The organism is Pantoea sp. E956-1 (assembly GCF_982223955.1).
The window spans coordinates 752,925-777,670 of sequence record NZ_CEUYZP010000001.1 but is presented as its reverse complement, the minus strand read 5'-3'; the positions used below and the strand labels follow the sequence as shown (position 1 = coordinate 777,670).

Here is a 24,746-nt window from a genome sequence, read left to right as displayed (position 1 = left end):
AAAAATTCTAAAGGTTGTTAAACGGCAGACGATAACAACTTTGACGGCGCTGAAGCCGGCGGGTTGAAGCCCACACCTTAACCGAAAGACTTGATTAACAGGAAAATTTATCATGGCCCAAGTCATTAATACCAACAGCCTCTCGCTGATCACTCAGAACAACATCAACAAGAACCAGTCAGCTCTGTCTACTTCAATGGAGCGTCTGTCTTCTGGTTTACGTATCAACAGCGCGAAAGATGACGCTGCTGGTCAGGCAATTGCCAACCGTTTTACCTCTAACATCAAAGGCCTGACTCAGGCTGCTCGTAACGCCAACGACGGTATCTCTGCTGCGCAGACGACTGAAGGCGCGCTGTCAGAAATCAACAACAACTTACAGCGTGTTCGTGAACTGACTGTACAGTCTCAGAACGGCACCAACTCTGATTCTGACCTGACTTCAATTCAGGATGAAATCAAGTCCCGTCTGGACGAAATCGACCGCGTATCCGGTCAGACTCAGTTCAACGGCGTGAATGTGCTGGCTCAGAACGGCACCATGAAAATCCAGGTTGGGGCAAACGACGGCGAAACCATCAGTATCGACCTGAAGAAGATTGACTCTTCAACTCTGGGTCTGAGTGGTTTTGGCGTGGATAAGAACACGCTGAAAACCAGCGATGCAATCACTCAGGTTGGCGCAAGCGGCTCACTGAAGGATGTTGACCTCTCTTCCGTCGCTACTGCACTGAAAGTCGATGCAAGCACCCTGTCACTGAAAAACGTGCAGACGTCAGCTGGCGCAGCAACCTCTACCTATGTGGTTTCTTCTGGTAGCGACAACTATGCTGTCTCTGTTGACGATGCAAGCGGCAAAGTCACGCTGAACACGACTGACATCAGCTATTCAGACAGCGACAACGGTGTGACCGCGGGTTCAATGACCGGCAAATACATCAAAGTTGGTGCTGATTCAACGGGTGCAGCTGTAGGTTACGTCACTGTACAGGGTAAAGACTATAAAACTGCTGCTGGTGCACTGACTAACACCAATGACACCACAGGTTCTCAGAACGTCGCGAGTGCTATTGGTGATATCGCATCCTCAACCAACACCAACGTTTTCACCGGTTCAGCAACAGCTGACCCACTGGCTCTGCTGGACAAAGCTATCGCCTCTGTCGATACCTTCCGTTCAAGCCTGGGTGCAGTACAGAACCGTCTGAACTCAGCGGTGACTAACCTGAACAACACGACGACAAACCTGTCATCAGCACAGTCTCGTATTCAGGATGCTGACTACGCAACTGAAGTTTCCAACATGTCTAAAGCACAGATCGTGCAGCAGGCTGGTAACTCAGTATTGTCTAAAGCGAACCAGGTTCCACAGCAGGTTCTGTCTCTGCTGCAGGGCTAATCGCCTTCGACCCCCATTCAAAACCCCGCCTCGGCGGGGTTTTTTTTATGCGTACGATTAACCTGGTTTTTAATCTTTTCTCTGCCAATCAATTTCCTCACTTTAATTTATCCTGACACTCACCCTCTTGCTTTTTAGCACCCTGGTTGAGCAGGTAAAAATGAAAAATATTACTGTTGTGGAACCGCTGTTTGTCACTGCCTTTAAATGTATTGGCAGTGAGTGTCGCGATCACTGCTGTAAAGGCTGGGATATCAATCTGGATAAGCCCACGGTCCGGCGCTATTTAAAATCCTCTCAGATTGAAATCAAAACCCTGGCGACCGAAAACATCGTCATTACCGGAAAAAGCGTCGCCAACTGGGGCACCATGAAGCTGAATTCATCTGGCAACTGTGCTTTTATGGGTGAAGACCTCCTGTGCAAAGTGCACGCCAGTCTGGGCGCTGAGGCATTGAGTCAGACCTGCTCTACCTATCCCCGTTCAGCCAGGACGTTTAAATATGAGCGGCAAAAGACGCTAGTGCTCTCCTGCCCGGAAGCCACCCGGCAGTTATTAGCCTCACCCGATGCAATGCTCTTCGAACAGACCATTCAGACCCAGCCAGAAGCCAATAAAGCCAAAGATCTTGATCAGCATAAGAAGCTGCTCAATCTGATGTGTCTCAATATTATTAAAATGAGTGGTGAGAAGCTGGATGAAGCGCTGTACGCACTGGCTACCTTTTTGCTGGCTGCTGAAAGAGTGAGTCCTGAGGAGGATTGGCTGGAAAAGATGGAGCGTCATTTTTCTGACGTGCTTGATAATCTGGCACAGGGCGAAATCAGGCGGCAGCTTGACCAGATTAACCCTGACTATAATCTGCAATGGTCTTTACTGTTGAGATTACAGACCTGGTTCGGCGCAAAGACATACAGGCGTGCCTTCCCCACCCTGGATCACTATCTGAATAAGCTAATTTATATTTTGTCTGAAGGGGCCAAAACCGATGACGTCAGTCAGCCAATGATCCGGCTGGACAACGTCTGGCAGAAGCAGGTTATGCCCTGGTTTGCTGAACGGCCGTGGATAATGAATAACTATATTCAGTACCGCATTTATGATGATTTCTTCCCTAATAACGAGAGTCGCAGCCCGTTACTGAGCCTGTATCTTCTCACGGCAGAATGGTTCCAGCTTAAGTCATTGATAGCCGCCAGCGTTGAGTTGGTCGGAACGATTGATGAAGAGGATATTATCAATATCATCTACAGCTACCACTCAATAACAAAACACAGTTCACAGTCGGTGAGTGCGTTTCTGGCAGAGATTAACAAGGTTAAGGTCAATGACGATTTGTCGCCGATATACCTGCTTAAATGAATAAAGGCTCCGCAGTGGCGGAGCCTTTATTCATTACATTCCTGAATGAGACCAGATTTTCATCGCTGGTCTGGGTTTAGCGCTCTTTTGACGCATTCCGGGTTATGCCATGGGCAGTATGCTGGTCGTTTAAGGCATATTACCTATCCGGAATACAAACCCAGCATGGAAACTTTTATCATCAATCTCGCCTCATCAACTGAGCGTCGCGCCATTATGGCGGCGCAGTGCGATGCCGCCGGTCTCGATTATGAATTTATTCAGGCCGTGAATGGCAGCCTGTTAACGGAGGCGGAGATTGCGCAGCACACCCGCACCGTTAATTATGCATTCAAGCCGGGCGAAATAGGCTGTGCGTTAAGTCACCTAACTATTTATCGCAAAATGGTGAATGAAAACATTACTCAGGCATTGATTCTGGAAGATGACGCGCTATTAACTCCGGCGCTTTCAGCGGTATTATCCAGTACGGCACTGCAGTTGCCCGATAACAGTCCGACCGTAGTGCTGTTATCTCGCGTGAATAAATATGTCAATAACGTCATTGCGGCGGTGACGGATACGGCCGCTCTCTATCCTGTCTACAGCGCCACTACCGCACATGCCTATGTGATAAATCAGCAGGCGGCTAAGCGACTTCTCAGTCTGCTCTATCCGGTCTGGATGGCAGCTGATAAATGGTGTCTGTTTCAGGAGTACGGCGCGATAAAGCTACTGGCGGTGCATCCTGCCCCGGTGTTGCTGCATGAGGTGGCGAAGCAGACCACAATCCAGCAGATCAACGATATTGCACGGCACAACCAGCGGAAACGCGACATCTGGTCTGGTTTAATGGCAGCCCGACCGATTAGCGTCAGAGTGCGTCATCGCTATCGTCGGGCTGTGGTGCCGCTGCTTCACCGCATCGTCGAGGTCAGCGCCAGTACAGACCGTTAGATGTAGCGCAGACCGCCCAGCATTGCAGTGACCGGGGCAGGGTGAGACGGATATGAGCCTGTACCCTGTCGTCCTGCCCGACTCCTGAGTTCGCACCCCGGTTACAGTTCCCCCCCGGACTGCCGATAACTCCTCACAGAACAACATCATTTTTGATTTTAACTTTGTGGAGTGTCTATGCGCTTCAATTATGACCTGTTACCGGGTGAGCGGCTGACCTTTGAAGAGATCGCCCGGCGTTATGCTCTGCAATACCCTGATGATAAAGAGCTGACGGCGCGCGCCTTGCTGAGTCCGTCAACCGGACTGCGCACGCTGAAAATCCGCGCGGTGTTCGCGCAGGAAGAGAGCAACAGTCCGCTGGAGGATCTGCTGTTCATCTCCCATGACAACGAACGTAAAAATTACCTGCGTCGCTTTGAGCACTACCTTAAGCAGAATCTCTCCTTCCTCTATTTCCGTCGCAGCGATAGCGAGAAGCGCGACAACCTGTGGAAAGTGATGGGCAGCAGCCAGGTCTTCGCGATGATCGATCCGCAATCCGCCACGGCACAGAATCTGCTGAACAGTCGCGGCTATAAACTGGTCCTGATGCATCAGGATGATGAAGACGCTTACTGGCAGCTTTTCAATCCACAGGCGGATCCCTGTTTTCCGCAGTCGCAGCGCATTCAGTTCATCGTGGTGCTGAGTACGCCGCAGCATAAAGTCCCGGCGGCAGTGATGCCGGGAACTGAGGTCGGGCGTCGTGTCAAAGCCCGGGTGCTGCAGCGCGCCAGCCAGGCGGAATTCAGCGCCGGTGTCAAAGCCCGCTACGGCGCCTGTGTGATGACCGGCACCGAGCTGACCGAACGGCATAACTGGCCGTGGGTGGAAGCCTGTCATATCGACACGCAGGAAGGGGATGACGGTGTACTGGCAGATAACAGCATCGATAACGGCCTGTTTTTACGCAGTGATTTGCAGCGGCTGTTTATTAATCGACTGATTAGCATTGATGGTGAATCGGGCGAGATTCAGGTGCATCCTGGCGAGGAGGCGCAGCAGCATCTTGCGCCCTGGTATCAGGAACTGGAAGGTCGCGTCTGCAGCCTGTGGGCTGCAGTGCCGCCCGCCACCCGGCAACGTCTGCGCGCCCGTCGTTAATCCCTGCTGAAGAGTGCAGAAGGATCTGCACTCTGACGTAACAAAAATGAAATAGCCTCGTTTTACCCCGCCTATTCAGCCAATCGAAAACGCTACAGAATTGGATAATCATGCCGATAACTTCATTAACGCAGGGTAGTCAACGTGAACGATTTCTATACCGCCGAAGGCGTGATGGACAAGCATTCGCTCTGGCAGCGCTACGTGCCGCTGGTGCGCCATGAAGCGTTGCGTCTGCAGGTTCGCCTGCCGGCCAGTGTTGAGCTTGACGACTTGCTGCAGGCGGGTGGGATAGGGCTGTTAAATGCCGTAGAGCGTTATGACGCGCTTCAGGGTACAGCCTTTACCACCTATGCCGTGCAGCGTATTCGTGGCGCCATGCTCGACGAGCTTCGTAGTCGGGACTGGGCACCGCGCAGTGTGCGTCGTAATGCACGCGAGGTGGCCGGAGCAATGCACAGAGTGGAACAGTCGCTGGGGCGTTCTGCCTCTGAGCAGGAAGTGGCGCAGCAGCTGAATGTTTCCATGGAGGAGTACCGGCAGATCCTGCTGGACACCAACAACAGTCAACTTTTCTCCTACGACGAGTATCGGGAAGAGCACGGCGACAGCGCGGAGCTGGTGACGGAAGGCCACGAAGAGGCTAATCCGCTTCATCAGTTGCTTGAAGGGAGTCTGCGTGAGCGCGTCATTGAAGCGATCGAAGCATTACCCGATCGTGAAAAGATGGTGCTGACACTGTACTACCAGGAAGAACTGAACCTGAAAGAGATTGGGGCGGTGCTTGATGTGGGTGAATCCCGTGTCAGCCAGCTGCACAGTCAGGCGATTAAACGCCTGCGTGCCCGACTTGCGGGAGCGCGCTAGCAGTATCAGTTCCTGGCGATTCAAAATTATAAAAAACCGGGGACTCAGTAATGGGAGCCAAGACCAAGGCCAGACCGTTAAGTCGTTATCTTAAAGACTATAAACACAGCCAGAGCAACTGTTCACACTGTGGCAAGGTATTAGATCGAATGGCGCTCGTTTTTCGTGGCCAGATCATCAATAAAGAGGCCATCGCTCGGATGGACCAGATGATTGATGAGCAGCTGTGGCTGAAACTTCAGCCCGAACTGACCGCGCTTTGTCGTTTTTGCAGTGATATTTTTTGTAATACCCATCCTAATTACTTCGACATAATGGCGTTTAAACAGTATCTGTTTGAACAGACAGAGATGAGCCCCAGCACGATTCGTGAATATGTGGTGCGGCTGCGTCGTCTGGATGAGATGCTGAAAGCCAGAAATTTCCCGGCCGACAGGCTTAAAGGAAATAGCTGGCATCAGTGTCTGGAAAGCGATCTGCCCGATGCCGGTAATAACAATTACCGCATCGCGCTGCGCAAGTACGATCAGTTCTTAGGCTGGCAGCAGGGTTAACCCTGATCTGCACCGATTGCTCCCCCGCGTGCCTGCGGCACGTTCCCTTTTGCCCGCCAGCCGGGTAGAAGGGAAGGGGGAGCACGGCGCTTCTTTCTCCTGTATCTTTCATTGCGCATCTGTCTCACCGCATCTGCTGACACCTGAATCAGGGTGATCCTTTTCGCATCTTCTGCAACACTGTAAGGATAAATTGAATGCCCGAACGGAGGCAGCATTGTCTTTACATCTGTTACACCAATTCCCGCGTCTTGAACTGCTGGGCGCACCCACGCCGTTAGAACATCTGCCACGGCTCTCTGACTATCTGGGTCGCGATATTTTTATTAAACGCGATGATTTCACGCCGGTGGCGATGGGCGGCAACAAGCTGCGCAAGCTGGAATTTCTGGCGGCGGACGCGCTGCGTGAAGGCGCCGATGTGCTGCTGACCGCGGGCGCAATCCAGTCTAATCATGTGCGTCAGACGGCGGCAGTCGCTGCCCGGCTTGGCCTGAAGTGCGTGGCATTGCTGGAAAACCCGATTGGCACCCACGCTGAAAATTACCTGAGCAACGGCAACCGTCTGTTACTGGATCTGATGGACGCTGAAGTGATCATGGTGGATGCGCTGAATAACCCTGCGGAACAGCTGGCTGAACAGGCCACGCGTCTGGAAGCCCAGGGTTATCGTCCTTACATCGTGCCGGTCGGCGGCTCAAATGCGCTGGGTGCACTAGGCTATGTAGAGTGCGCGCAGGAGATTGCTCATCAGAGCGAAGGTGTGATCGATTTCGCCGCCGTGGCCGTGGCCTCGGGCAGTGCCGGCACCCATGCCGGGCTGGCGGTGGGTCTGGAGCATCTGCTGCCGGAGACCGAGCTGGTGGGCGTCACCGTTTCACGCCAGGTTGAGGCGCAGTTGCCGCTGGTGGAGCGGCTGCGTCAGTCGCTGGCAGAGACGCTGGAAGTGCAGGCTAAGGCACCGATTACCCTGTGGGATGACTACTTTGCGCCACGCTACGGCGAACCCAATGATGAAGGCATGGCTGCGGTGAAACTGCTGGCGCGGCTGGAAGGGATTCTGCTGGACCCGGTTTACACCGGCAAGGCGATGGCCGGACTGCTGGATGGCGTGGGCCAGAATCGTTTCCGCCGTGAAGGTCCGTTGCTGTTTATTCATACGGGTGGCGCACCGGCGTTATTTGCTTATCATCCTTCGGTCTGAGACAAGCGAATAAAACAGTTTATACTCCGTGGGTTATCCTTCCGGACTGGCAGCGACAAGCCGTGCTGCCCTTATAAAAACACACACACAATACTGTCAATAATGGGGTGAATATGTCCTTTTCTCGTGCAGGTCGTCAGATGGTGATGGGCGTCATGGCCGTGGCGCTGATTGCTGGCGTCAACGTTAAAACCTTTGCTGCGGAAAATCTGCTGAACAAAATTAAAGAGCGCGGCACGCTGCTGGTGGGTCTGGAAGGCACCTATCCGCCATTCAGCTTCCAGGATGAAAAGGGCAAGCTGACAGGCTTTGAAGTGGAATTCGCGGAACAGCTGGCACAGCATATGGGCGTCAAGGCGAGCCTGAAACCGACCAAGTGGGATGGCATGCTGGCCTCACTCGACGCGAAGCGCATCGATGTGGTCATCAACCAGGTCACCATCTCTGATGAGCGTAAGAAGAAGTATGACTTCTACACGCCATACACGGTTTCCGGCATTCAGGCGCTGACCATGAAAGCCAATGCGAACACCATCACCAAACCTGCTGACCTGGCCGGTAAAAAGGTGGGCGTCGGTCTGGGCACCAACTACGAGCAGTGGCTGCGTGAGAATGTGAAGGGCGTGGACATCCGTACCTATGATGATGACCCGACTAAATATCAGGATCTGCGCTCTGGCCGTCTGAATGCCATTCTGGTTGACCGTCTGGCTGCGCTGGATCTGGTGAAGAAAACGGGCAATACCATGGCGGTCGCGGGTGATGCGTTCTCCCGTCAGGAATCAGGTGTGGCGGTACGAAAAGGCAACGACGACCTGCTGAAAGCGATCGACCAGGCCATTGCTGACATGCAGAAAGATGGCTCGCTGAGCAAGCTGTCTCAGAAATGGTTTGGCGCGGACGTGACGAAATAATGCAGGAAAGTCTTCAACTGGTGCTGGATTCAGCACCTTTTTTATTAAAAGGCGCGTTGTTTACGCTGCAGCTCAGCATCGGCGGCATGTTCTTTGGCCTGCTGCTGGGCTTTATTCTGGCGCTGATGCGTCTGTCGCGCTTCTGGCCGGTTCGCTGGCTGGCGCGGATCTATGTTTCGATTTTCCGTGGCACGCCGCTGATCGCCCAGCTGTTTATGATCTATTACGGTCTGCCGCAGTTTGGCATTGAACTGGATCCGATCCCCTCCGCGATGATAGGTCTTTCCCTGAATACCGCGGCTTACGCCTCAGAGTCACTGCGTGGTGCGATTTCATCGATTGAGCGCGGGCAGTGGGAAGCGGCGGCAAGTATCGGCATGACGCGCTGGCAAACCCTGCGCCGGGTGATCCTGCCCCAGGCAGCCCGCACCGCGCTGCCCCCGCTGGGCAACAGCTTTATCAGCCTGGTGAAAGATACCTCGCTGGCGGCGACCATTCAGGTGCCGGAGCTGTTCCGTCAGGCGCAGTTGATCACCTCACGCACGCTGGAAGTCTTTACCATGTATCTGGCAGCGTCGCTGATCTACTGGGTGATGGCAACGGTGTTATCTGCGTTGCAGAACCGGCTGGAACAGCATGTTAATCGTCAGGATTCGGAGTCGAAATGAGCGCCATCGAAGTCAGAAAGCTGGTGAAGTCTTTTAACGGCCAGACGGTGCTGCACGACATCGACCTTGATGTGGCCGCCGGTGAAGTGGTGGCCATTATCGGCCCCAGTGGATCAGGCAAAACCACGCTGCTGCGCAGTATCAATCTGCTGGAAGTGCCGGATAGCGGCACCATCCGGGTGGGAGAGATTACCGTTGATGCGGCGCTGGCACAGAGTAAGCAGAAAGAGCAGGTGCGTCGTCTGCGTCAGCAGGTCGGGTTTGTCTTCCAGAACTTCAATCTGTTTCCGCATCGTTCAGTGATGGAGAACATTATTGAAGGACCGGTTATCGTCAAAGGCGAAGCAAAAGCGGATGCGGTAGCCCGCGCCCGCACGCTGCTGGAGAAGGTCGGGCTGCACGGTAAAGAAGAGAGCTATCCGCGCCGTCTGTCGGGCGGGCAGCAACAGCGCGTGGCGATTGCGCGTGCGCTAGCGATGCGGCCGGAAGTGATCCTGTTCGATGAACCGACCTCGGCGCTGGATCCGGAGCTGGTAGGCGAGGTGCTTAGCACCATTCGCGCGCTGGCCGAAGAGAAACGCACCATGGTCATCGTCACGCATGAGATGAGCTTTGCCCGTGATGTGGCTGACCGCGCCATTTTTATGGATCAGGGACGGATTGTGGAGCAGGGCGAAGCGAAAGCGTTGTTCAGTAACCCTCAGCAGCCGCGTACCCGTCAATTCCTGGATAAATTTCTGAATCAGTAATCTACACTGCCTTCCCCGGAAGGCAGTTTTAACCCATTTAAAATCCTCATTTTTTAAGCTGCCACTGGCCCGGGTCACGCTAATAGCGGGTGCAGTATCATAAATAACGCTGCCGCTGTTAAACCTTTTGGCACATCTGACAAATCTTTTCTTTTCATCGGGGATATATTGGCTTTTCCCGTTGCCACTTTCTCTTAATTATATTTTCCGTATTATGAAGCAATGTTATCCTTTCCAATGGCTGCGGCACTGCTAATTAGCGCATTGCGTCGATATTAATAAGTGTAAGGAAACGTTCTGCTGAGTAAATAACTGTGGTAACAGGGCCACGCAGCGGCTTTTAAGAGTTTCGCTACATTCATCGCTGGTTCAATGGCGAATAATTGCCGGATAATCATAAAAGCAATACTGATTCCCTCGCTTTTACTTTCCAGCATTCTGACCTACACAGCAGGAGTCATTGAATGAACCAGACTAAGTCAGATCAGATATTGTGGGTCGATACCCTGAAGGGCGCCTGCATATTACTGGTGGTCCTGTACCACACGGTTTTACCCGGCTTTGAGGGGACGATGAAATATCTCTCTGCCGGATGGATCCCCGCCGAAATATGGATACAGTTTAATACGGTACTGTCGCCGCTGCGTATGCCCGCCTTTTTCTTTGTCTCGGGATTACTGGCGACCAATGGCATTCTGAACCGACCCTGGAAGCAGGTCTTTACCAGTCGCATCACCAATCTTTTTTATCTCTATATTCTGTGGGGATTTATTCAGTGGTGGTCAATTATCGGTATCTCCACTGAAATTACTGGCCAGCGTATTTCGCAGAATCTTAATGCCGCCTATGCGGGGTCGCTATTCGAGTTTCTTAAGCTGACCTTTATGGCCATGAGTACCTCGTGGTATTTGTATGGGCTGGGTCTCTATTTCCTCTGTGCCAAAGTTTTCCGTCAATATAAGCTGGTCCTGGTGGCAGTGGCGATCCTGCTGAATTATCTGGCGGCAGAAAAAGTGATCCCGTTCTGGGGACCACAGAGCCTGGCCCAATATTTTGTTTTCTTCCTGTTAGGGGCATTCTGGAGCCAGACGATGCTGCACCTGAGTGAATGGCGGCGTGAGAATCTGATGCCCTGGGCGCTACTGGCGGCAGCCGCCGGGATTCATGTGCTATTCGGTCTGGATAAGAGTCTGTTCCTGTGTGTACTGGCGGTGTTATTCAGTATCGCGGCCTGTCGCTGGCTGAATCAGCACTTCAGCATGCGCTATCTCAACTGGGTTGGCCGCAATACGCTGCAGATTTACGTTATCCACCGTATTTTTATCGAGTTTTTTGGTATGTCTGCGATTCTGTTCGCACAGCGGCATCATCTGTTCGAGCAGGCGTGGTTTTCGTTTCTCTGGGCCTGCTTCTATCCGGTGGCTATCGTGGGGCTTTGCTCGCTCTGTTCAGTGGCAATCTGGTCGCTGACCAATCGCGGTGTGGGGCAGTCGCTGTTTGTGTTCCCGACGTTAATGAAAAGGGCGCCTGGCGGCGGATGAGTATCGCTTTGCAGCAGGGGCAGCTGGCGGTACGGTTATCGCCGTAATACGCTGGCCCTGCGTAATGAAGGGCATGTAATAAACCATAAAACGGTCCGTAAGCTCATGCGGGAACAACAGCTCTCGTCAAATCTGAGAGCTTAAAAGTAAGGCAGACATGACGGAGTTCAAGGTGGGTGCCAGGAGCGGTACCTTTCTCCCGTTATAGATCTTAACAACAGCGAGATTATTGCCTGGAATATGGTGAGTATCCCGACATCGGTCTCGTGGCAAAAATGCTGGATGATGCGCTGGTCGGGCTGAGGTCTGCTGATGGCCTGATGCTTCACTCAGTTCAGGGCTGCCCATAACGAATAGCTGTGTATCAGGAAATTAAATGGCCTGAGTCCGGTACAGTACCGAACTCAGGGATCATCAACCGCCCCACAAGAAAGTGTCCAACAAATGGAGTTCACTTCATTAGCGGGTGGCTTTTTCGTTTACAGGACGTGAGATTATGCTCGATAGAAAGGATTTCAAGCAGATCATTTATCATGTGCTAAAGGTTCCGTGTAGGGACTTCGGTATAAATCGACAAAAACTTCATTTGAAGAAGGAAACGTAGCAATTGAAATAACATCATTATTTTTATAACTTCGCCAACATACAGCCTCAACATGACACGTTTTCTGAAGCTTATATCCCTTAGTTTTTAAGTAATTTTGGATCTCGATGCTATCAGATGATCCATGAAAATTTACTGAAAAAACATATGACTGCGGCCCGCTAATGTTGTTATAGCTGAATTCATAATTATTGGATATACGTGGCATTTTTTTAAGAAGTTCAGGCGTGTAATACTCGTACTCCGGTTTATCTCTCTCTGTATAATACGCACTGCTGGCAAATCCAATTTTTAGATACGGCCAGCCAAAAGCCAGTGCCACGCCAACAAGCCCCAGCACGACAGATACGGTTATAAATTTCTTCACAGTCCCATCCTGCCATTTCCTGCACCAAGAACAACAAACGTTTTGTCATGTCGGGGTAGTATTATATTCCCGGACAGAAAATCGTTGTAGGGGACAACTGTCCGCATAAATGGCGGTAGCCCCCCTTTGTATGGACGAGAGGACGGAAATTTTTTTGGATCGGGGAACAGCAAGGGCTGAAATGTATCGTTTTTCCAGCTACCAATTTTGCCGTAGTAGTCCCATCGTTTCAGGGCTTCTTCTTTACTTACAGGGCGAAGCATTCCGAAAGGGTTCTGAGCCGACACCACCCGGTAAAAACCCAGCAAATCTGAAACCAGATCTTCACCGCTTAAGCCACTGTCAGTCACCAGATTATTGGGAAATGAATCCTGAAAAGTTTCAAACTTTCGCGCCATACTCATCATCATGGCGAGTGCAATGCTCTTCTGCTCCCGGTAAGGCCGTCCGCGCCGAATACGCCACGTTATCACTTTTCCTGACCGGACCTGACCCCAGATTCCGGTCATCCCCTGAGAGTACCGAACGTCATAAAATTCCTTTTCTGAGGCTTCTCCCTGCATTATCTGAGACAGCAGATTTCTGATATCCGTTCCCTGTGCATGACCTAAGTCTACCCAGCCAAGTACCTCCGTATAAACCAATCCCCTCGGTCTGGAAGCCGCATATTGCCCATCAATAATATCTAACCGCTTACTCATCCTGAATATCCCATCCTTTTTGATTCACCGCGATTGAACATAACCCCCTTTCACAGCACCGCCTCAGACGCTCTGATCGCGCTTTTCTAATCCCCTGTTTCTCCCTTCAATCCCACCAGAAACGCGTACGAAATTTAAGCCCCATGCATGGCTATGCTCGTCATTGAATAGCTGACCGTTTCCTGCCCCTTATACCTAAAAAGCACATGAACAAAAAGTGACTTTAACGGCCCTGCACCCCTGAGCCAGGCAACTTAAGGCATAACATGAAGGTGATAGGGCATTTCCGGACGCCCGTGCCATGCCGACCTTCTGCAGTCCGATTATGCCATAGCAACAGTAAATCCGGCAGCCTGAGGAGTGCATTCAGCGGCTGGAGCGGAATAAAGAAATACTTAAAAAGCTACAGTATTGCTGATGTCGGACGCCATAAAAGCCTGACACTTATCAATCTATTAAGTCGACTATACAGTGTAAAAGAACTCTGCTCAGTACCGGGAGTGTACCGCAGCCTGTTTTTTTACCGCAAAAAATGTCGAACCTCGGTAAACCGGGAACGTAGAAGCCTGCGCACAGGAATAAAAGAACTTCATCGGGCATGCCGCAGTTCTGCCGGGGTCCGGTCGCTGGTAACCCTGATGTGTCATGAGGGTAAAGGGGTGGGACGCTATAAAGCCGGAAGACTGATGAAATGAGCCAGACTGGTCAGCAGGCCGCCAGGAATAGCGGATGAGGGATTTCAGGACGAGCGACAGGGATGTCCCGCCGTTCCGTGAGAAATCCTGAAATAGCGAAGGAACCGCGAAGCGGCGGTGAAGCAGGCCGGAGCCCGGGGGCAAGGGGGCGCGGCGAGTGGCGCCCCCTTGTCGGTCGCCTGCAGAGGCGAATCTGAAACTGCCCGGCTAACCAGGCGAACGAAACCTTCTCATAGCCCGTTCGCGCAGCGAACAACCCCCTTAAGCTTCAGCGTTACCCTATGGTCATCAGGCTCGCATTACCGCCTGCCGCAGCGGTATTTACACTCAGCGAACGCTCAATCAGCAGACGCTCCAGCAGCAGATTGGTCTCGCCGCGGGCAAAGCCCTGCACCGAGACAATCGCGCCTTCACGTGCGGCAATCTGTTCACACAGGGTACGCAGCTGATCGGCATCACCGTGATAGATGACCGCATCAAACTCTGCCGCTAACGGATCACGCGCCAGCGTGATGCGCGCTTTCACTGCATCCGGTAGCGAAGCCAGCAGGGCGCGATGCAGCTCATCATCCTGCCACAGTGCTTTACTGCCGACGCTGGTCACCGCGGCCAGCTGGATTAACGCATCCTGCTCGTTATCAGCCAGACAGAGCACCTGATCACGCGGCAACAGTGAGAAGGTATTGCGCTCGCCTGTCGGGCCTGGCAGCAGACGGACCACGCCCGCCTGGGCCAGATCGCCATAGTGCTGGCAGAGTTCAGCCAGTTCAGGCTTATCCTTAGCCCAGTTGCTGAGGGCCTGATGCGGTGCCAGCAGTGACTGACGCAGCGTGCTGTCTGCCGGGCGTTCTGCATCCTGACGATCAAAAGTCAGACGCAGTGCACTATCCGGGCGATGCGCCAGCAAGCGGTAAAGATAGAGCGGACCGCCGGCTTTCGGACCGGTGCCGGATAAGCCCTCGCCGCCAAACGGCTGTACGCCGACCACCGCGCCCACCATATTGCGGTTGACGTAGAGGTTACCGACTCGGGCGTTCGCCGTAACCTGTGCAATCGTTTCATCAATGCGGGTATGTACGCCCAGCGTCAGGCCATAGCCGGACGCATTGATCTGCTCAACCAGCTGCGGCAGGTTATTGCGGGTGAAACGCACCACGTGCAGTACCGGGCCAAAAATCTCTTTATCCAGATCGCTGACCTGACCCAGCTCAATCAGTGTCGGTTTAACAAAGGTGCCGCTATTCCACTCTTTGCTGTCCTGCGGGATATCCTGCACCGCCTGATAGACCGTGAAGCCTTTATTACGCATCGCCTGAATATGGCGATCGATATTGGCTTTCGCTTCGGCATCAATGACCGGGCCGATGTCGGTTGACAGGCGTTCAGGATTGCCCATGCGGCACTCCGCCATCGCGCCACGCAGCATCTTCAGGGTATGGTCGGCGACATCCTCCTGAATGCAGAGCAGGCGCAGGGCAGAACAGCGCTGTCCGGCACTGTCGAAGGCAGAGGCGACGATATCGATCACAACCTGCTCAGTCAGCGCAGAAGAGTCGACGATCATCGCATTCATCCCGCCGGTCTCAGCAATCAGCGGCACAGGACGACCATGCTGGTCAAGGCGACCTGCCAGATTACGCTGCAGCAGTGTCGCCACCGCCGTCGAACCGGTAAACATCACGCCACGGACCCGAACGTCACCGGTCAGCTGTGCACCAACGGTTTCACCCTGGCCAGGCAGCAGTTGCAGCACGCCTGGCGGCACACCCGCATCCAGCAGGATCTGAACCGCCTGTGCGGCGATCAGCGGTGTCTGCTCGGCCGGTTTGGCCAGCACGCTGTTGCCCGCGGCTAATGCAGCCGCAATCTGACCGGTAAAGATCGCCAGCGGGAAGTTCCATGGACTGATGCAGACCACCGGGCCCAGCGGACGATGGGTTTCGTTGTCGAAATCGTCACGCACCATTCCGGCGTAGTAATAGAGGAAATCAACCGCTTCGCGCACTTCCGCGATGGCGTTATTGTAAGTTTTGCCTGCTTCACGCACCAGGATGCCGAGCAGCTGCTGCATCTGGCCTTCCATGATCTGTGCGGCGCGTTCCAGAATGGCGGCACGCTCCTGCGGCGGTGTTGCAAACCAGATCGGCCCGCTGTTCACCGCGGCATCCAGCGCCACAGAAACGTCCTGCTCTGTGGCTTCACGGACCTGACCTACACGGTCGCCAGGCGCTGCCGGGTTCAGAATGTCGCGCAACTCGCCGGCACCCGCTTCACCGTCGATTATCGGCTCGGCCAGACAGGGCTGTGCGGCGCTGCTCAGCAGGGCGCTGGAGAGTGAGGCAAGACGATGTTCATTGGCCATATCCAGACCCGCAGAGTTAACGCGGTTATCGCCATACAGCTCGCGCGGCAGGGGGATTTTCGGATGCGGCAGACCAATGGCGCCTTCGCTGGCACCCAGCTTTTCGACGGCAGTCACCGGATCGGCCACCAGTTCATCAATCGGCAGCGAGGTGTCGGCAATGCGGTTAACAAAGGAGGTGTTGGCCCCGTTCTCCAGCAGGCGGCGCACCAGATAGGCCAGCAGGGTTTCATGGGTGCCGACCGGCGCATAGATACGGCAGGGACGGTTAAGCTTGCCGTCTGCCACTTTGCCGACCACCTGCTCATACAGCGGTTCGCCCATGCCGTGCAGGCACTGGAACTCATACTGACCCGGATAGTAGTTGTTGCCCGCCAGCTGATAAATCGCCGCCAGGGTGTGGGCGTTATGGGTGGCGAACTGCGGATAGATCAGGCTGGGCACGGCCAGCAGTTTGCGGGCGCAGGCCAGGTAAGAGATATCGGTGTAAACCTTGCGGGTGTAGACCGGATAGCCTTCCAGTCCTTCCATCTGGGCGCGTTTGATTTCGCTGTCCCAGTACGCGCCTTTCACCAGACGAATCATCAGGCGACGGCGGCTGCGCTGCGCCAGATCGATCAGCTCATCAATCACAAACGGACAGCGTTTCATGTAGGCCTGAATAACGAAACCGATGCCGTTCCAGCCTTCCAGCTCTGGCTCGAAACAGAGTTTCTCCAGCATATCCAGCGACAGTTCCAGCCGGTCCGCCTCTTCTGCATCGATGTTGATGCCGATGTCATAGGAGCGGGCCAGCAGCGTCAGCGATTTCAGAATAGGGTAGAGCTCTTCCATCACGCGCTCATACTGCGCGCGGCTGTAGCGGGGATGCAGTGCTGAGAGCTTGATGGAGATGCCGGGACCTTCATAGATGCCACGACCATTCGACGCTTTGCCAATGGCATGGATCGCCTGCTGATAAGAGAGCAGATAGGCTTTGGCATCGCCTGCGGTCAGGGCCGCTTCGCCCAGCATGTCATAGGAGTAGCGAAAGCCTTTCTCTTCCAGCTTGCGGGCGTTAGCCAGCGCTTCGGCAATGGTTTCACCGGTGACGAACTGCTCGCCCATCAGACGCATCGCCATATCCACGCCTTTGCGGATCAGCGGTTCGCCACCCTTACCGATGATGCGGTTAAGCGAGCTTGAGAGATTCGACTCGTTGTGGGTCGAGACCAGACGGCCGGTAAACAGCAGGCCCCAGGTCGCCGCGTTGACAAACAGTGACGGGCTGCGTCCCAGATGTGACTGCCAGTTGCCGTTACTGATTTTGTCACGGATCAGCGCATCGCGCGTTGGCTTATCGGGAATACGCAGCAACGCTTCGGCCAGACACATCAGCGCTACACCTTCATGGGAGGAGAGAGAGAACTCCTGCAGCAGGCTTTGCACCATGCCAGCGCGTCCGGTTGCCCCTTTCTGGTGCCGTAGCTTGTCGGCGAGCTGGTAAGCCAGCTGATGGGTTTTCTCTGCCAGCGCCGCCGGTAAGCGTGCCTGTTCCAGCATCATTGGCACCGCATCGGTCTCCGGACGACGCCATGCGGCGGTCACCGCTGAACGGGTCACTGACTGAGGTAAAATCTGCTCTGCAAAATCAAGGAACGGCTGGTGCGTCTCCTCGGGCTGGGTGTCGTCGGACTCCGCGGCTGCCTGGGCAGAAAGCGGGATCTCCGGCACGGTATCGCCGGTTTCCAGCTGGCCCAGGTAGTTAAAGATCGCCTGTTTAATCAGCCAGTGTGGCGTGCGATCAATGCGCTGCGCAGCCAGTTTGATGCGCTCGCGTGTCGCGTCATCCAGTTTTACACCCATGGTAGTTGTAGCCATGACTCCAGAGCTCCTTGATAGTGGTTCGATACGGCGTTGGCTGCACTATCACTTAAGTTGCAACTTTGTGCAACCGTGTTAAATGTGAGCCAGTTAACACCCTTTTAACGTCGACAATTGTTAAATCCCGCAATGCGGCACGGATATTGCTGCAAAATCCCCGCCAGGTTGGCAGGCCCGATGAAAAGCGGGTTTTCGACAGGTAATAGCGAGGTACAACCGGATAACTGTGAGCGAGTGCAACCTCTGAACACTTTTTCATAACCGGTTAGTGAAATCACTGTAACGCCTGTGTTAAATCCATTGTGCGCGCCACGCCTTTCCGGCAGGATACCGCGCCGCTGGGAAATGACTGACGCCCTGACGAAGAAAATCGGCCCGCTTTGCCCCGTTCCGGCAGGTGGGTAGCTGGCGATTTCTCTGGGATATCAAATAATAAGTGGAGAGACAGATGAGTGTAAGTACACCAATGCTGGTGACCTTTTTGGTTTATATTCTTGGGATGATATTAATCGGGTTTGTGGCCTGGCGCTCGACCAAAAACTTTGATGATTACATCCTCGGTGGCCGCAGTCTGGGTAGCGTGGTCACGGCACTCTCTGCCGGTGCATCAGACATGAGCGGCTGGCTGCTGATGGGCTTACCGGGTGCCATCTTTATCTCCGGTATCTCTGAAAGCTGGATTGCGATCGGTCTGACGATCGGTGCCTGGCTGAACTGGAAAATCGTGGCCGGTCGTCTGAGAGTGCAGACGGAGCACCACAACAACGCTCTGACCCTGCCGGACTTCTTCACCAGCCGCTTTGAAGACCACAGCAAAATCCTGCGCATTATCTCCGCCATTGTGATTCTGGTGTTCTTTACCATCTATTGCGCCTCGGGCGTGGTGGCCGGTGCACGTCTGTTTGAAAGCACCTTTGGTATGAGTTACCAGACCGCCCTGTGGGCGGGTGCAGCGGCGACCATTCTCTATACGCTGGTGGGCGGTTTCCTGGCGGTGAGCTGGACTGATACCGTTCAGGCGAGCCTGATGATTTTTGCGCTAATCCTGACGCCGGTGTTTGTGATTATCGCGGTCGGCGGCTGGTCTGATTCACTGGCGGTGATTGAAGCGAAAAGCCTGGAAAATCTCGACATGCTCAAGGGACTGAACTTCGTCGCGGTGATCTCCCTGCTTGGCTGGGGCCTTGGCTACTTTGGCCAGCCGCATATTCTGGCGCGCTTTATGGCAGCAGATTCGCACCGTTCAATTCGCACCGCATGTCGTATCGGTATGGCATGGATGATCCTCTGTCTGATTGGCGCGGTTGGGGTTGGCTTCTTCGGTATCGCCTACTTCCAGAACAACCCGACGCTGGCCGCAGGTGTAAATGACAATGCCGAGCGGGTCTTTATTGAGCTGGCGCGTATTCTGTTCAACCCATGGGTAGCCGGTATTCTGTTGTCAGCCATTCTGGCGGCGGTGATGTCCACGCTGAGCTGCCAGCTGCTGGTCTGTTCAAGTGCCCTGACCGAAGATCTCTATAAAGGGTTACTGCGTAAAAATGCCAGCCAGAAAGAGCTGGTATGGGTAGGGCGTCTGATGGTGTTGCTGGTGGCACTGATTGCAATCGCACTGGCGTCTGACCCGGAAAACCGGGTGCTCGGTCTGGTCAGTTACGCCTGGGCAGGTTTTGGCGCGGCCTTTGGTCCGGTGGTGCTGTTTGGTGTCTGCTGGAAGCGCATGAACCGCAACGGCGCGCTGGCGGGCATGATCATTGGCGCCTTAACGGTGCTGGTGTGGAAACAGTATGGCTGGCTGGGTCTGTACGAAATTATTCCAGGCTTCCTGTTTGCCAGCATCGCCATTGTCGTCTTCAGTCTGCTGGGACGTGAGCCCTCGGCCGAAGCGCAACAGCGCTTTGCTGCGGCAGAAGCGGAATTCCAGACGAAATAAATACCGCACGGTGTAAAAAAGCCCGCCTGCTAATCCCGGCGGGCTTTTTTGTTACAAAGATAAACCACTCAGATGCGAAATTATCTCATTCAGCAACTTGTTTTTTTCTCAGCGATAATGATAATCGGTATCGTTTACACTTTACCTGATTTTACTGTTTATTGACGCTGCTTAACATTCAAGAGGTTGGCGATGTTTGTTCCTTTTCTCATCATGCTGCGCGAAGGGCTCGAAGCCGCGCTGATAGTCAGCCTGATTGCCAGCTATCTCAAACGCACGCAGCGCACCCAATGGTTTCCCGCGATGTGGGCTGGCGTGTTTATCGCCGCCGGGCTCTGTCTGGGCCTGGGTCTGTTTATCAATGCCACCACCGGTGAGTTTCCGCAGAAAGAGCAGGAACTGTTTGAAGGCATTGTGGCGCTGATTGCTGTCGTTATCCTGACCTCAATGGTCTTCTGGATGCGCAAAGTCGCCCGCAACATCAGGGTCGAGCTTGAACAGGCGGTCGATCAGGCGCTGCAACGTTCAGGTCGCGGCGGTATGGCGCTGGTGCTGATGGTGTTTCTTGCTGTGGCACGCGAAGGGCTGGAGTCAGTGTTCTTCCTGCTGGCGGCCTTTACCCAGGATGTGGGTTATGCGCCGCCGATTGGTGCGGTGCTGGGTCTGGCAACCGCGGTCGTGCTGGGCATGTTGCTCTACTGGGGCGGCATCCGGCTTAACATGGCCCATTTCTTCCGCTGGACCAGCGTATTTATCCTGTTTGTCGCTGCGGGCCTGGCTGCAGGCGCCATTCGCGCCTTCCACGAAGCGGGCCTTTGGAATCGCTTTCAGGATGTCGCCTTCGATCTCAGCAATACCTTATCGACCCACTCGCTGTTCGGCACCCTGCTGGAAGGGATTCTGGGTTATCAGGAAGCCCCAAGCGTCAGTGAAGTGACCGTTTACTTTGCCTACCTGATCCCGGCGCTGATTTTGTTCTTTATGCCTGCGCGTCCTGCTGCGTCGGCCACGGTGTAATAAGACATTTAACGGGCGAATCTTACGCCTGCAACATGATAGGGAAAGAGAGATGACAATGCGTTTCCGCCGCAAGGCACTGCTGCTTCCTCTGCTGGCGATCTCCGCAACGGCGGCCGCGGCGGTTCCTCAGGTTACCGTCAGCGTCACCGACAAGCAGTGCGAGCCGATGAGCTTAACGGTCAAGGCCGGTAAGACCCAGTTCCTGATTAAAAACAACAGCCAGAAAGCGCTGGAGTGGGAGATTCTCAAAGGCGTGCTGGTGGTTGAAGAGCGTGAGAATATCGCGCCGGGCTTCAGTCAGAAGCTGACCGCTAATCTGGAAGCCGGCGAATATGAGATGACCTGCGGCCTGCTGAGCAATCCAAAAGGCAAGCTGATCGTGCAGGCCGGTGAGGGCGCGGCGAAAAGTGGCACCTCAGCGCGCCTGCAGCTCGAAGGCCCGATCACCGAATATAAAGCCTATGTGACCGACCAGGTGAACCAGCTGGCAAGTAACACCCAGGCCTTTACTGACGCAGTGAAAGCGGGTGACGTTGAAAAAGCCAAAGCGCTGTTTGCTCCGACCCGTCAGTATTACGAACGCATTGAACCGATTGCTGAACTTTTCTCTGATCTCGACGGCAGCATTGATGCCCGTGAAGATGACTATGAAAAGAAAGCGGCCGATCCTAAGTTCACCGGTTTCCACCGCCTGGAAAAAGCGCTGTTTGCTGATAACAGCACCAAAGGCATGGCGGACTACGCTGAGCAGCTGAATAAAGATGTGAAAGATTTGCAGGTGCGCATCAGCGAACTGGCCTTCCCGCCAGCTAAAGTGGTCGGCGGCGCAGCCGGTCTGATTGAAGAGGTCGCCTCCAGCAAAATTTCCGGTGAAGAAGATCGCTACAGCCGGACTGACCTGTGGGACTTCCAGGCAAATATTGATGGCGCGCAGAAAATCGTTGAGCTGCTGCGACCCATGGTAAGCAAAGCAAATCCGCAGTTGCTGGCAAAAGTTGACGCCAACTTCAAAAAAGTGGATGCGATCCTGAGTAAATACCGCACAAAAACCGGTTTTGAATCCTATGAGAAACTGACCAGCGCCGACCGTAACGCGCTGAAAGGACCGATTACCGCGCTGGCGGAAGATCTTTCATTACTTCGTGGCACCCTGGGTCTGGATTAATCATGAGTCGTAATAAAGATGACGCGCAGCCTGCGCGTCGTCGTTTACTAAAAGGACTGGGGCTGCTGGGCGGCGCGGCAGCGCTGGGCGGCGGTTGTCCGTTCCATGCTGCCGCTGACAGTTTTTCGCCGGGGACGGTTGCGCCGCAGGCCCGACAGCAGATGCAGCCGTTTTATGGTCAGCATCAGGCCGGTATCACGACGCCTCAGCAGGCATCGATGATGCTGGTGGCGTTTGACCTGCTCAGCAGCGATAAAACGGAGCTGGAGCGCCTGTTCCGGTTGCTGACCCAGCGTATCGCCTTTCTCACCACGGGCGGTCCGGCACCTGCGGTGACGAATCCGCAACTGCCGCCGATGGATTCCGGTATTCTTGGGGCAACTATCGCACCTGATAACCTGACAATTACCGTGTCGGTTGGCAATTCGCTGTTTGATGAACGCTTTGGTTTAGCGCCGCACAAACCGAAAAAATTGCAGCCGATGACGCGCTTCCCTAACGATTCGCTTGATGCCAGTCAGTGTCATGGCGATCTGCTGTTGCAGATCTGTGCCAACACGCAGGATACGGTGATTCATGCACTGCGGGATATCATCAAGCATACGCCTGACCTGCTTGGGGTGCGCTGGCGGCGCGAAGGCTTTATCTCTGATCACGCGGCACGCAGTCAGGGGCAGGAGACACCGATCAACCTGCTGGGCTTCAAAGATGGCACCGCCAATCCCGATACCCACAATCCTGCGCTAATGAATCAGCTACTGTGGGTGACCGCCGACCAGGGCGAACCGGCCTGGACGCGCAACGGCAGCTATCAGGCCGTACGGCTTATCCGCTTTCATGTGGAAATGTGGGACCGCACACCGCTGGGTGAGCAGCAGACCATCTTTGGGCGTGAGAAGCTGAGTGGCGCGCCACTGGGGATGCAGCATGAACATGATGTTCCGGATTACGCTCGTGACCCGGACGGCGATGTGATTGCACTGGATGCGCACATCCGTCTTGCTAATCCCCGCACGCCAGAGACCGCCAGCAGCCTGATGCTGCGACGCGGCTACAGTTACTCGGCGGGCATCTCTGCATCGGGACAGCTGGAGATGGGATTGCTGTTCGTCTGCTATCAGCACGATCTGGAACGCGGTTTCCTCACGGTGCAGCAGCGCCTGAACGGCGAAGCGCTGGAAGAATATATCCGACCTTTTGGCGGCGGTTACTTTTTCGTTTTGCCCGGTGTACCAGACGCCAGCCATTATTTAGCGCAGTCGTTGCTGGAGGCCTGATTAAATTTCAACCACGGTGGGCGTGCCTGTTCTGGTTGCCCACGTTTTACGGTTTTCGTGCTTTGCTGGCTGAGGTTAAACTGAGTTTTAGCGGTTTTTGATGTATATAAAATAAGCTAATGCGCTGTAATTAAACGCTTTTACATTTTGCCTTAAAAGAAATGCATACACGTGATTAGCAATTCTTTTGCCAGCAGGTAAAATTACTATTGCAAAGGCCCAACAAAATGGTGCACTTTATTAAACAGGCGTAATCGGATGTGTTGATGTATCACACTGGAGTTCGCGCATGGGTCGAGTCTTTAATGGAAAGCCACTGTCACTAAATAAATTGCGCCTGACCGCGAGGGCAATCCTGCCTCGTTATTTCATCCTTCCTTCAACCTATTCTTTCATCTTATCGCATCCTGATTTATCCGGTGTTCAGCAACGCTATTGTGCTGCTGCATACCCACTATCCTGTCCTGTCATGGCTCTAAAGGAAGCCAACTGAAACCTCTAAAGCGTTCACGTAATCGCAACGGGCCCACCGGCCTGACGCAGGAAATGAAACCAACTGAAAGGTGCCACTATGGGAAGACAGAAAGCAGTGATCAAAGCGCGTCGTGAAGCAAGAAGAGTGCTTCGTAGTGACTCAAGAAGTCATCGTCAGCGTGAAGAAGAGTCGGTCACTTCGCTGGTGCATATGAGTGGACTGGATGCCATTGGCATGGCGCGCGATACGCGTGACCGGTTGCCGATTGAAGCCCGTAATGAAGCTCAGGCGCACTATCTTAACGCCATAGAGAGAAAACAGCTGATCTTCGCAACCGGTGAGGCCGGGTGCGGTAAAACCTGGATCAGTGCCGCAAAAGCGGCTGAGGCCCTGATTAATAAGGATATCGACAGGATTATCGTTACGCGCCCGGTACTGCAGGCCGATGAGGATCTGGGATTCCTTCCCGGCGATATTTCTGAGAAATTCGCGCCTTATTTCCGCCCGGTTTATGACATTCTGGTTAAACGTCTTGGCGCATCCTTTATGCAGTATTGTCTGCGTCCTGAAATTGCCAAGGTAGAGATTGCACCGTTCGCCTATATGCGTGGGCGCACCTTCGAAAATGCTGTGGTAATTCTGGACGAGGCGCAGAACGTCACCGCCGCGCAGATGAAAATGTTCCTGACCCGACTGGGCGAAAACGTCACGGTCATTGTTAACGGCGATATTACCCAGTGCGATTTGCCCGCTGGGGTGCCTTCCGGTCTCGCAGACGCGCTGGCGCGTTTCGAAGAGGACGAGATGGTTGGCATTGTACGCTTCGGCAAAGAGGATTGTGTGCGTTCTGCGCTGTGTCAGCGCACCCTGCACGCGTATAGCTAGCGTTTGATTGAGTAGAAGTGTAGCGCCCAAACCCGGCTCCGGCCGGGTTTTCTTTTTA

19 protein-coding genes and 1 pseudogene are annotated in these 24,746 nt (G+C 54.0%); 17 read left to right on the top strand and 3 right to left on the bottom strand.

Annotated elements, in window-relative coordinates:
- Window positions 1-112: 112 nt before the first annotated feature.
- The 12 genes and pseudogenes from AC0T7J_RS03880 to AC0T7J_RS03825 form a co-directional block, all read left to right on the top strand.
- The gene (locus AC0T7J_RS03880) at window positions 113-1,399 is read left to right on the top strand and encodes a FliC/FljB family flagellin (RefSeq protein ID WP_033783361.1); all 1,287 of its coding nucleotides are present in this window, start codon (window positions 113-115) and stop codon (window positions 1,397-1,399) included.
- Window positions 1,400-1,559: 160 nt separating this feature from the next.
- Entirely contained in the window at window positions 1,560-2,762 is a 1,203-nt protein-coding gene (gene fliB, locus AC0T7J_RS03875; protein ID WP_473792282.1) for a flagellin lysine-N-methylase, read from the top strand.
- A gap of 165 nt (window positions 2,763-2,927) precedes the next feature.
- Complete coding sequence (locus AC0T7J_RS03870) at window positions 2,928-3,698, top strand: glycosyltransferase family 25 protein (RefSeq protein WP_031593426.1); 771 nt, start codon at window positions 2,928-2,930, stop codon at window positions 3,696-3,698.
- A gap of 177 nt (window positions 3,699-3,875) precedes the next feature.
- Window positions 3,876-4,844, top strand: coding sequence for an HNH endonuclease signature motif containing protein (locus AC0T7J_RS03865; RefSeq protein ID WP_039388751.1), 969 nt, complete (start codon window positions 3,876-3,878; stop codon window positions 4,842-4,844).
- A gap of 144 nt (window positions 4,845-4,988) precedes the next feature.
- Entirely contained in the window at window positions 4,989-5,711 is a 723-nt protein-coding gene (locus AC0T7J_RS03860; RefSeq protein ID WP_003854529.1) for an RNA polymerase sigma factor FliA, read from the top strand.
- 50 nt (window positions 5,712-5,761) lie between these two features.
- Entirely contained in the window at window positions 5,762-6,265 is a 504-nt protein-coding gene (gene fliZ / locus AC0T7J_RS03855) for a flagella biosynthesis regulatory protein FliZ (RefSeq protein WP_473792280.1), read from the top strand.
- A gap of 217 nt (window positions 6,266-6,482) precedes the next feature.
- Window positions 6,483-7,469: a D-cysteine desulfhydrase gene (locus AC0T7J_RS03850; RefSeq protein ID WP_473792278.1), complete on the top strand. Its 987-nt coding sequence runs from the start codon at window positions 6,483-6,485 to the stop codon at window positions 7,467-7,469.
- Between the two features lie 113 nt (window positions 7,470-7,582).
- The gene (gene tcyJ, locus AC0T7J_RS03845; RefSeq protein ID WP_473792276.1) at window positions 7,583-8,383 is read left to right on the top strand and encodes a cystine ABC transporter substrate-binding protein; all 801 of its coding nucleotides are present in this window, start codon (window positions 7,583-7,585) and stop codon (window positions 8,381-8,383) included.
- Window positions 8,383-9,051: a cystine ABC transporter permease gene (gene tcyL, locus AC0T7J_RS03840; RefSeq protein ID WP_003854540.1), complete on the top strand. Its 669-nt coding sequence runs from the start codon at window positions 8,383-8,385 to the stop codon at window positions 9,049-9,051. The genes tcyJ and tcyL overlap by 1 nt, the downstream gene beginning before the upstream one ends.
- The gene (gene tcyN / locus AC0T7J_RS03835) at window positions 9,048-9,800 is read left to right on the top strand and encodes an L-cystine ABC transporter ATP-binding protein TcyN (protein WP_010247571.1); all 753 of its coding nucleotides are present in this window, start codon (window positions 9,048-9,050) and stop codon (window positions 9,798-9,800) included. The genes tcyL and tcyN overlap by 4 nt, the downstream gene beginning before the upstream one ends.
- Window positions 9,801-10,264: 464 nt before the next feature.
- On the top strand, window positions 10,265-11,341 hold the full coding sequence (locus tag AC0T7J_RS03830) for an acyltransferase family protein (protein WP_473792274.1): 1,077 nt from the start codon (window positions 10,265-10,267) through the stop codon (window positions 11,339-11,341).
- Between the two features lie 27 nt (window positions 11,342-11,368).
- Window positions 11,369-11,682, top strand: a pseudogene (locus AC0T7J_RS03825) (IS3 family transposase); the annotation flags it as partial.
- 183 nt (window positions 11,683-11,865) lie between these two features.
- Here AC0T7J_RS03825 and AC0T7J_RS03820 read toward each other — a convergent pair.
- From AC0T7J_RS03820 to putA, 3 genes are all read right to left on the bottom strand, one after another.
- Complete coding sequence (locus tag AC0T7J_RS03820) at window positions 11,866-12,312, bottom strand: hypothetical protein (protein WP_473792272.1); 447 nt, start codon at window positions 12,310-12,312, stop codon at window positions 11,866-11,868.
- Window positions 12,309-13,013 (bottom strand): hypothetical protein, encoded by a 705-nt coding sequence (locus tag AC0T7J_RS03815; RefSeq protein ID WP_473792270.1) that lies wholly within the window; start codon window positions 13,011-13,013, stop codon window positions 12,309-12,311. Before AC0T7J_RS03815 ends, AC0T7J_RS03820 begins: the two co-directional genes overlap by 4 nt.
- A 969-nt stretch (window positions 13,014-13,982) precedes the next feature.
- Window positions 13,983-17,930, bottom strand: a complete 3,948-nt coding sequence (gene putA / locus AC0T7J_RS03810; RefSeq protein WP_473792268.1) for a trifunctional transcriptional regulator/proline dehydrogenase/L-glutamate gamma-semialdehyde dehydrogenase — start codon at window positions 17,928-17,930, stop codon at window positions 13,983-13,985.
- Between the two features lie 451 nt (window positions 17,931-18,381).
- Between putA and putP the strand changes: the two genes are divergently transcribed.
- The 5 genes from putP (at window position 18,382) to phoH (ending at window position 24,688) form a co-directional block, all read left to right on the top strand.
- The gene (gene putP / locus AC0T7J_RS03805) at window positions 18,382-19,866 is read left to right on the top strand and encodes a sodium/proline symporter PutP (RefSeq protein ID WP_473792266.1); all 1,485 of its coding nucleotides are present in this window, start codon (window positions 18,382-18,384) and stop codon (window positions 19,864-19,866) included.
- Window positions 19,867-20,058: 192 nt separating this feature from the next.
- Window positions 20,059-20,883: an iron uptake transporter permease EfeU gene (gene efeU / locus AC0T7J_RS03800; RefSeq protein WP_473792264.1), complete on the top strand. Its 825-nt coding sequence runs from the start codon at window positions 20,059-20,061 to the stop codon at window positions 20,881-20,883.
- A 52-nt stretch (window positions 20,884-20,935) separates the two neighbouring features.
- Window positions 20,936-22,051: an iron uptake system protein EfeO gene (efeO, locus tag AC0T7J_RS03795; protein ID WP_473792262.1), complete on the top strand. Its 1,116-nt coding sequence runs from the start codon at window positions 20,936-20,938 to the stop codon at window positions 22,049-22,051.
- A gap of 2 nt (window positions 22,052-22,053) precedes the next feature.
- A complete protein-coding gene (gene efeB, locus AC0T7J_RS03790) occupies window positions 22,054-23,328 on the top strand; it encodes an iron uptake transporter deferrochelatase/peroxidase subunit (RefSeq protein WP_473792260.1) in 1,275 nt (424 codons plus the stop codon).
- Between the two features lie 571 nt (window positions 23,329-23,899).
- On the top strand, window positions 23,900-24,688 hold the full coding sequence (gene phoH, locus AC0T7J_RS03785) for a phosphate starvation-inducible protein PhoH (protein WP_010258505.1): 789 nt from the start codon (window positions 23,900-23,902) through the stop codon (window positions 24,686-24,688).
- Window positions 24,689-24,746 lie beyond the last annotated feature (58 nt).